Consider the following 9,025-nt stretch of genomic DNA (forward strand, 5'->3'; position numbering starts at 1 on the left):
GTGCATTCTGTGAGAGATGGTTTGCTAATTTAGAAGAGCTAATGGTGTCTTTGCAGATAGACATAAATAATAATTAACCAAGTAGTTAACCATGAGAAAACTGACTTACTTACTTTTGGGTATGTGTTCAGGCGTATTGATGAGCGCCTGTAAATCCGAACAGTTTAACAAGAATAAAGTCATAGCCCATAGAGGAGCCTGGCAAACATCCGAATTGCCTCAAAATTCCATAGCCTCATTGGAAAAGGCCATTGAATTGGGCTGTGAAGGTAGTGAGTTTGATGTTTGGATGACGGCTGACAGTGTCCTGGTAGTCAATCACGATGCCGATTTTCAGGGCATGCCCATAGAGTCCTCCTCCTATTCAGAACTTCTTTCCCTAAGCCATGAGAATGGCGAAAAAATCCCTACCGTAGAAGCATACCTGAAACGGGGCATGGAGCAAAACCGTACCAAATTGATTTTTGAAATCAAGCCTTCCAAGCTTAGTGTGGAAAGAAGCATTTACATTGCAGAGCAGTCTGTTTTAAAAGTTAAAGAACTTAAAGCGGAAAACTGGGTGGACTACATCACCTTTAGTTATGAGGGAGGGCTAAAAGCCATTGAAACTGATCCAAAAGCGAATGTGGCCTACTTAAATGGGGATAAAAGCCCAAAAGAATTGGCTGATGCCGGTTTTTTTGGCTTCGATTACAATATTAAATTGTTAAAAGAAAAGCCTGAGTGGATCAAGGAAGCCCAAGAGCTTGGCCTGACCGTCAATGCCTGGACTGTTAATAAAGAAGAGGACATGAAGTGGCTATTGGAGCAGCAGGTGGATTTTATCACCACAGATAAGCCGGAACTGTTATTAAGTTTGGTCAATAAGAATTAAGCCATTCCCAATAGCTTAATAAAAGGAAAATTGTTTACCTGCTATGGTTGATGATGGATAAGTGGTAAGAAAGAAAGTGGTGGTTATTTGAAGCCTTCACCAATACTTAGGATGGGTGAAGGCTTCAAAACATCCTATTTATCAACGTTGTTCATCCATAGGCATTTTGGCTAAACTCTTAACTTCTTATCTCCCTTCTCATAAAGAGATAATAAGAAAAGGCAAAGCAAAGAACAGTGGCAGCAATCAGTCCGCTTACTTGTGGCCACACGATCATCAAACTCTGTAAGAATGGAAGTGGAGTGGGAATTGCTCCTGCCATTTGTTCCATAGTCACTGGTCCGAGGCTTCTCACGGAAGGCATAAGCAATGTGGTGGTGGCGTCAGTATAAAGTTGACTTGGTGCCATTCGCAATAAGTTTAAAAGCAGATTGTTATATCGTATTTGCTCTGTTGGAGACAAGCCATTAGCTCCAGCTGCCATAGCATTGACCGCAAAGTTTACGATGATTTGATAGAATATGGTAAAAAACAGCCATATTCCGATGGCGGTAAGCGCTGAGGTAGATGCCTGTCTAAACAGGGTTGAAAGGAGTATGGATAGTCCCAACCAAAAGCCCACATAGACCATACAGATGATGGTGAAACTTAATATTCTTAGCACCTCTTCGGCTTCAATAAGCACCCCGGTAATAATTATTCCGGTGCCGACCATTAAAAGGGTCAGTGTAATCAGCAAGGCACCTATTAGAAAAAACGCACTGACAAATTTTGATAGCATTAAGTTGTCCCGATAGATTGGTTGTCCCATAATTCTAATAAGGCTCCCATTTTGCTTCTCAGAATTAATAGCGTCAAAGCCTAGACTTATTCCCAATAAAGGGCCTAAAAAATTAAGAAATACATGAAATGGAGGCAAGGTTCCCTCGGTAACTGTCAATAGCTTAAGGTAAAGATATAGATTGTCCAAATCCTTGGCTTTGGATACCGCTTCCCGGAGGTTACTCAGACCTACTGAAGTAGTCCCTAAAAAGGTAAGGATAATAAGGAATAATAATATGATAAAACGCCAACTGTGAATATGTCCGGCCATTTCTTTCCTGACCATTACCCAAAACGGACTGGGCTGATTGCCTATATTTATTGATGAATACTTTAAAGAAGTGTTCATAGCTCTATATATTGACTAAGATTTTCTGCTTACTAACTCTCAAAATACTTTTGGTAGATGTCCTCCAGTCCGTATTCTTTTTTATGGACTCCGGTAATGTCATATCCTTTTTGGACAAAAAACCTTACAATATCCGGTGTTTTATCACAATGGCTTATTATGGTAACCGTACTTCCCTCTGCTGATACTTTTTGTACCGCGTCCAGTTTCAATAGGTCTGCTTCGTCTTTCCAGGAATCGCCCAGGGTATTTTGCAAACTTATCTGTACCTCAAAAGAATTTTTCTGGAAGAGGCTATCTGAAAGGGTGTTTATACTACCTTCCACCAATAGGTTGCCTTTCACGAAAATACCAATCCGGTCACATACTTGTTGGACCTGATAGAGATGATGTGATGAAAGCAATACGGTAAGCCCCTTTTCCCGGCTGAGGCTTGATATGAGATTCAGAAATTCCTTAACCCCGCTGGGATCAATGCCAAGAGTTGGCTCATCCAAAATAACAACTTTTGGATTTTTGATCAGTACTTCGGCAAGTCCCAGACGCTGTTTCATTCCTCTAGAATAAGCTCCTGTCTTTTTATGAATAGCGGCATCTTCAAGGCCCACGGTTTTCATCACTTCAATAGCCCTGCTTTTTACTTCTGTGCGTGGGATTCCATTGAGCTCCCCTATATATATTAGGTTCTCCAGGGCTGTCATCTGATCATAAAACCCTATATTATCGGGCATATAGCCTACTTGTCTTTTCACTGCAATGGGATTATTGGTAGCGTTGTATCCGCAAATATGGGCAGTGCCATAAGTTGGTTCTACCAATCCCATCATCATCAGGATGGTGGTAGTTTTTCCCGCACCATTGGGACCTAACAAACCAAATATCTCGCCCTTCTTAATGGATAGGTTCAATCCATTCACCGCTCTGGTGGAACCATAATTTTTGGTCAGGTTCTCCAGCTGTACAATTTGGTCATTCATAGCTTTGCTTATCTTCTTCCAAATTTGCGAATGAGGTAGTAAACAAAACCGATGGCGATTAAAATGACCATGATTCCAATCCAGCCAGAAAGAAGGGAGGTTTTTACCGTCATCCTAAAGCTGGCGGTACTATTTGCGTCTGAATTTTTTGCAGTGAAGCGGCTGACATAATCGCCTGCCAGGGTTTTATCCGGAACTGATAGCGTGGCGACAATATTCTGCGTTTTTCCCGGTTCCAGTTGGTCAATTTCCGCGGGTGAAAAGGTAGCACTCCAGTTGGGTGGTGTCTGAGAAGAAAGCGTAATGTCTTTCAAAGGTAAAGAACCGGTATTTTTAACCACCAAATCTATTTCCGCTTTTTTGCCCTCCGTAATATCATCACTTAGCCGCCCAGAAGGTGTTGTTAGTTCTAAATCAAATGACCCTTCCACGACCGCTTCCAACGATAGTTCTAACGTTTCATTTCCGGATACCGCAGAGACAGGGAGAGTATATTTGGAGGGGTTGGCATTATAAGCGGGGATTACCTCTATGCTAATACTTTCTGATGTATTGGGCTCCATATTAATGGAGGTTATCTGGCTTCCTCTGGCCTTAAATGCCAACCTCCAACCATCTGGTACCTCAGCATTCAGTTCATAGATGATGGATTTTTCCGAATTGTTTTGAAGAGTGGCCTGATAGCGAAACGTCTCATTGACGGGGGCTTCAATGTTGATCAAACGTGCCGTAAAACTGGACTCTTCATCTGGAACCTGTGCCCTTACAGAGCATGATAACATAAGCAGCACAAAGGTGGATAAAGCTGTAAAAAGATGGCCAAAACTCCCTTTGGAACCATTCGTTTTAAAACTATCTACTGACATAATAATAAATAAGTGAATTTATAATTAAACTAATAATGTAAATCTTATCCTATTTATCTTATGATAACTCTAATAAATGCTCCCAATTTTAATTATGGAAGATATTTAAATGCAAGTAATTAACGTTTTTTAACAATCTTGACTTGTCGGCAGAAATCCCCTGATGTCTTGAATTATTTTTGCTTTTGAACTGATAACCAGTTAATTAATTTCGTTTGTTTTGGAGTGTAAGCGATTCACTTCCAGGTTGCTAAAACTTCAAATTTTGAAATAATTGGAAATGGATATCGCCGAATCTTTTGTAAATTTAAGCTAATCCTGAGCCACAGAATCACGTATATCCCAGTATCTCTTTAGCCTTTTCCATGCGGTATTTTGGACTCAATATTTTGTACAACCATAACCCAAAAAACCATGTCCGATAAAAAAATCATTACTGTAATGGGGGCAACCGGTGCCCAAGGCGGCGGATTGGCCAGAGCGATTCTTCAAGATAAAAACAGTGAATTTGCTGTGCGAGCGGTTACCAGGGATAGGCACTCCGACAAGGCCAAAGAACTGGCAAAAATGGGAGCTGAAGTCATAGAAGCGGATGTGGAAGACAAAGCGAGCCTCCTGAAGGCCATGAAGGGAGCTTATGGGGCTTATTTGGTTACCTTTTTTTGGGAGCATTTTTCCCCGGAAAAGGAATACCAACATGCCAAGAACCTGGCTGAAGCGGTGCAAGAAGCCGGTTTGAAACACGTCATTTGGTCCACTTTGGAGGACACCCGTAAATGGGTTCCACTGGATGATGACAGGATGCCCACCCTACATGGAAAATACAAAGTCCCGCATTTTGATATGAAGGGGGAAGCAGATCAGTTGTTTCAGGAGTTAAAAATTCCTACCACTTTTTTGAGGGCTTCTTTTTATTGGGACAATTTTATCTATTTCGGCAGTGGGCCAAAAAAAGGAGAAGATGGCAACTATTACCTTACCTTTCCTCTGGATGATAAGAAAATGGCAGGAATCGCTTCTGAAGATATTGGCAAGTGTGCTTATGGGATCTTTAAAAAAGGCAAGGCCATGATCGGAAAAACCATCGGAGTGGCGGGAGAAAAACTTACAGGTACCGAATTGGCCAATGCTTTCTCCAAAGCCTTGAACAAAAAAGTAGTGTACAATAATGTCAGCCCGGACACTTATCGCAGCTTTGATTTTCCAGGGGCTGATGATCTTGGAAATATGTTTCAGTTTTATCGGGACTTTGAAAAAGTATGTAACAGCCATCGCGATGAGATCCTGTCAAAAGAGCTTAATCCTGAATTAAAGACTTTCAATGATTGGCTATCAGAATACGGTCAAAAAGTACCCTTGGACTAGGGATAAATGAAGCCTAAAACAACCTTTTCCAATCGAACTAGTAGGATTGGAAAAGGTTTATTCTTTCAAATGAGGAAAGGCGAATTTTTGTGTTTTTTTTCAAAACCCCAATTAAAAAGCCTCCCCGATGTAAATATAAAAGCCGTTACCCTCTTGGGTGAAGGCGGCGTCCAATCTCGTGTAAATATCCTTTTTGGGAAATAGCAAAAAGCGTAGCCCTGCTCCTGCTGACCACACCATTTTATCCAAGGCCAGATTTTTAAAGTCTGGAAACACGGTGCCTGCTCCACCGAAAACCGCGGCCCCTATCCTATCGGTAAATCCCAAGGGTAAAGGCAAAAAGCGAAACTCAACTTGACTGGCCATATAGTTTTTGTCCCGAAACCTGCCCATGTAATATCCCCGCATCATACTTTCGCCGCCTAAAGCACTCATCATGTTGAAAGGGACATTTCCTGAATTGAACTGACCAAAGAGCTGTCCGGCCAAGACATTGTTTTTGCCCACTGGTCTGTAGATTCGGTTGTCTGAAATTACGGTAGAAAATTCGTACTTGCTCTTCCAGAAAGGGGCATAATTGATATAGGCCAATTCTGCAAACAATCCTTTTCTGACATTCAGCACATTGTGCCTATTATCATAGACCAAACCCAGGCCAAGTCCCAGATTCGTGGACCCTTCAGCCCCTTGTGGCAATAGGAGCTCCCCATCTTCCTTTTCCCACATGAATTCCACATCTCCAAAGTGGTTGAAATCGAGTTCCATACCGAGATAAAAATCCTTTTTTAGCTTTCGTAAAACCCTTTCTTTGATCAACACCTGTTTGGAGTCTACATTGGCCAGATAATCCTCCCCGGTATCCTGCCCGATGCCGTAATAGTACAAAGGGAAGCGTTGGTAACGTAGTTTGCCCAGAAAGAACCAATCCTCTTTATCGGAGTAAACGGCATGGTCAAACCAAAGACCGTATTGTCCTTCCAGCGTAAAAAACGTAAATCCGTTGATTTCACTTAGCCGGTTGCTGGTGTCCTTTTTAGCATAATAAACGTATAAGGAGCTAAAGCCAATTTCCCAGCTTGTTTCAGGAGCATAGGCCAGTGTTGGGTAAACCAAAAATTGGGGTTCGGCCACATCACTGGTATCATTGATCAGCTTGTTCAGGTAGCGGTTGAAGAATCCCTTATTTTGGGCTTCCGTGAGGTTAATAGTAAGCAGCCAAACAATGACGGCAAGTAAGAGATTCCTTTTCATCCGTAAAATAGTTAATTAGGATTGAAACAGCGAAATAAACAAATAAGTTGATACCCTGAGGAAGTTTTCCATAAACTGCTAAGGATGAATGATTAATTTTTACGCTTGCCAGCCTATAAGCTTAATAAGCTCTTGGCTGCTTGGGGGAAAAGGTGGCCTGATTTTATCAGTAGTAAGTTGTAGGCGAAGGTGATCAATGGAATAATCCAGCCATGGAGCACCGGCTTTGGTTCGCGCATCCAAAAGTAAGGACAGTTGTATGAGCAAGGTCAATTGTTCTGCCAAGGGTTTAGCCTTAAACTCTATTTCCTCTTTGGATTGCTTTAAAAGGTCATGATATTCTGAAGAAAAGTCATTGAGTTTTCTTATTTCGCGTTCAAAACCAACCTGTTTGCTGAAACTATCTTTTATCCTGTGCAGGATCAATTGAAGTCCTTCTGTTTTTTGACTTACCCGAATAAAATCCAAGACCATCATATTGCTGGTACCTTCCCAAATGGGGAGTACCAATGTGTCCCGCATAAACTTTGGCAGAATACCATCCTCAATATAACCAAGTCCGCCCATCAGTTCCATGCATTCCCGGATTGCATAAACCGCCGTCTCTGCAGTCTGTTTTTTTATCAAAGGAGTCAGTAACCTCAGCATTTTTGCACTTTCTGCATTTCCATCGTTTGCTTTGTCCAGTAGGGCTATTGCCTTCCAGGTAATGTAAAAATCAGCGATATACTTGGTGCCCAAGTCAAAAAGTTGGCCTCTTACCAAGGGGTGTTCCAGCACCCTTTTTCCAAAACTATGGCGATGGGATAGAAACTGGAATGCCTCAACCAGGCTTCGTCTAAAGGCCGCTAAAGCAATGACAGAATTCCATATTCTGGAAAGATTGATCATCTCGGCCATAATTTTAAAGCCCTCTCCTTCCCTTCCGATCAATTTACCTTCGGTGTCGGCAAAAACGATCTCTGCACTGGCCATGGATCGGGTGCCCAGTTTGTCCTTAAGCCTGATGATATCCATGGGGTTTTTAGTGCCGTCTACCCTTTTAGGCTCCACCAAAAAAAGAGAAAGTCCTTTTGTGCCATAGGCATGTTGGCCGGTTCTGGCCAAAACAAGCTTGATTTGTGCACCGGCATTGCTGCAAAACCACTTTTCCCCGTTGAGAAGATAATAGCTGCCCCTAAGCTGTTGGGCCCGTAAGCCTATGGCGCCGACATCTGATCCGCCGGATTTTTCGGTCAAGAACATGGCGCCGGTAAAGAGTTCATGGTGGTTTTCGGTGTAAATATGCCTCATCAAACGCACACGATCTGCCTTTTCAGCATACTTGTCGATAATTTTTGCAGCACCATCGGTCATGCACAATGGGCAACATACGCCGCTTTCTGCCAAACCATAGACAAATGCCAAGGAGAAACTCAAGTGATGCAATGCCCCTTTATTTACAGCCTTTGAATCTGGATGCCACTTTATCCTAAACATACCGGAATCCACAGCAATTTTAACCAATGCATCATACGCAGGATGGAAAATCAGTTCATCAACGGTTTCTCCTAAAAAATTCCTTTTGCTCAGCACCGGCGGGTGTTTGTCGGCTTTTTGGGACAAACCGTCCATTTTCGTGGCTGCAACAGCACCCAATGCAGAAAGTCTGGGGAAGATCAATTCCCGGGTTTTGCTGGTCAGGGTATGCTTCAGGTAATGCCTGAACACCCGGTCGCTGTCAAAGAAGTTTTGGCTGGGTGCATAGCCGCCGTCCAAAACAGTTTTATTTTGGGGCTTCTTCTCCGCTGAAGAACCGGAATTACCTTTCATGATCTACAGATTTTCTAATTATAAGATAGCATTTTCTTTATGAAACCTAAATGTATGTGGTTGAAATTTAGGGGGGTTATGATGGGTTCATGGTTTAATGGTGCAGTCTATCCAATAACCCAATTCCAAATCACCAATAACTGTCTTTAAACATTAAGGAGTTAAGAAAATTAAGGGATTGGACCACAGAGGCATAATACAAAAAAACTTCATGCCCTTAACCCCTTCATTTCTTAATGGTTTACTAACTGACTATAGTAAATTTAGAATGATGAACACCGAATTATGAATGCTGAACGCCCCAATAACCTAATCACTGAATCACCAATAACTAACTTTAAACATTAAGGGATTAAGAAAATGAAGGATTTGGATTACAGAGGCATGACTCTAAAAGCTTCATGCCCTTAACCCCTTCATTTCTTCATGTTTTAGTCTTTGATCAAATGAAATGTAGAATGACGAACATCGAACCATGAATGCTGAATGTCCTAATGACCTAATCACTAAATCACCAATAACCAACTTTAAACATTAAGGGATTAAGAAAAGTAAGGATTTGGGCTACAGAGACATGACACAAAAAAACTTCATGCCCTTAACTCCTTCATTTCTTAATGTTTTAGTCTTTGATCAAATGAAATGTAGAATGACGAACATCGAACCATGAATGCTGAACGCCCCAATAACCTAATCACTAAATAACCAA

General features: G+C 41.8%; 7 protein-coding genes. 2 read left to right on the forward strand and 5 right to left on the reverse strand.

Annotation, left to right across the window (positions count from 1 at the left end; genetic code table 11):
- The first annotated feature begins 91 nt into the window (after positions 1-91).
- The gene (locus ACYVAA_RS21310; RefSeq protein ID WP_460545732.1) at positions 92-874 is read left to right on the forward strand and encodes a glycerophosphodiester phosphodiesterase; all 783 of its coding nucleotides are present in this window, start codon (positions 92-94) and stop codon (positions 872-874) included.
- Between the two features lie 178 nt (positions 875-1,052).
- On the opposite strand, the gene ACYVAA_RS21315 is transcribed toward ACYVAA_RS21310, so the two are convergent.
- From ACYVAA_RS21315 to ACYVAA_RS21325, 3 genes are read right to left on the reverse strand one after another with little or no spacing between them, the layout of a single operon-like run.
- A complete protein-coding gene (locus tag ACYVAA_RS21315) occupies positions 1,053-2,045 on the reverse strand; it encodes an ABC transporter permease subunit (RefSeq protein WP_460545734.1) in 993 nt (330 codons plus the stop codon).
- 32 nt (positions 2,046-2,077) lie between these two features.
- On the reverse strand, positions 2,078-3,022 hold the full coding sequence (locus ACYVAA_RS21320; RefSeq protein ID WP_460545736.1) for an ABC transporter ATP-binding protein: 945 nt from the start codon (positions 3,020-3,022) through the stop codon (positions 2,078-2,080).
- Positions 3,023-3,030: 8 nt separating this feature from the next.
- Positions 3,031-3,888, reverse strand: coding sequence for a COG1470 family protein (locus ACYVAA_RS21325; protein WP_460545738.1), 858 nt, complete (start codon positions 3,886-3,888; stop codon positions 3,031-3,033).
- Between the two features lie 414 nt (positions 3,889-4,302).
- On the opposite strand from ACYVAA_RS21325, the gene ACYVAA_RS21330 reads away from it, so the two are divergent.
- Entirely contained in the window at positions 4,303-5,253 is a 951-nt protein-coding gene (locus ACYVAA_RS21330; protein WP_460545740.1) for an NmrA/HSCARG family protein, read from the forward strand.
- A gap of 111 nt (positions 5,254-5,364) precedes the next feature.
- Here the strand turns inward: ACYVAA_RS21330 and ACYVAA_RS21335 are convergent, their stop codons facing one another.
- Both ACYVAA_RS21335 and ACYVAA_RS21340 read right to left on the reverse strand, forming a co-directional pair.
- On the reverse strand, positions 5,365-6,504 hold the full coding sequence (locus tag ACYVAA_RS21335) for a BamA/TamA family outer membrane protein (RefSeq protein ID WP_460545742.1): 1,140 nt from the start codon (positions 6,502-6,504) through the stop codon (positions 5,365-5,367).
- Positions 6,505-6,603: 99 nt separating this feature from the next.
- The gene (locus ACYVAA_RS21340; RefSeq protein ID WP_460545744.1) at positions 6,604-8,316 is read right to left on the reverse strand and encodes an acyl-CoA dehydrogenase family protein; all 1,713 of its coding nucleotides are present in this window, start codon (positions 8,314-8,316) and stop codon (positions 6,604-6,606) included.
- Positions 8,317-9,025 lie beyond the last annotated feature (709 nt).

It is taken from the genome of Echinicola sediminis, from assembly GCF_054777495.1.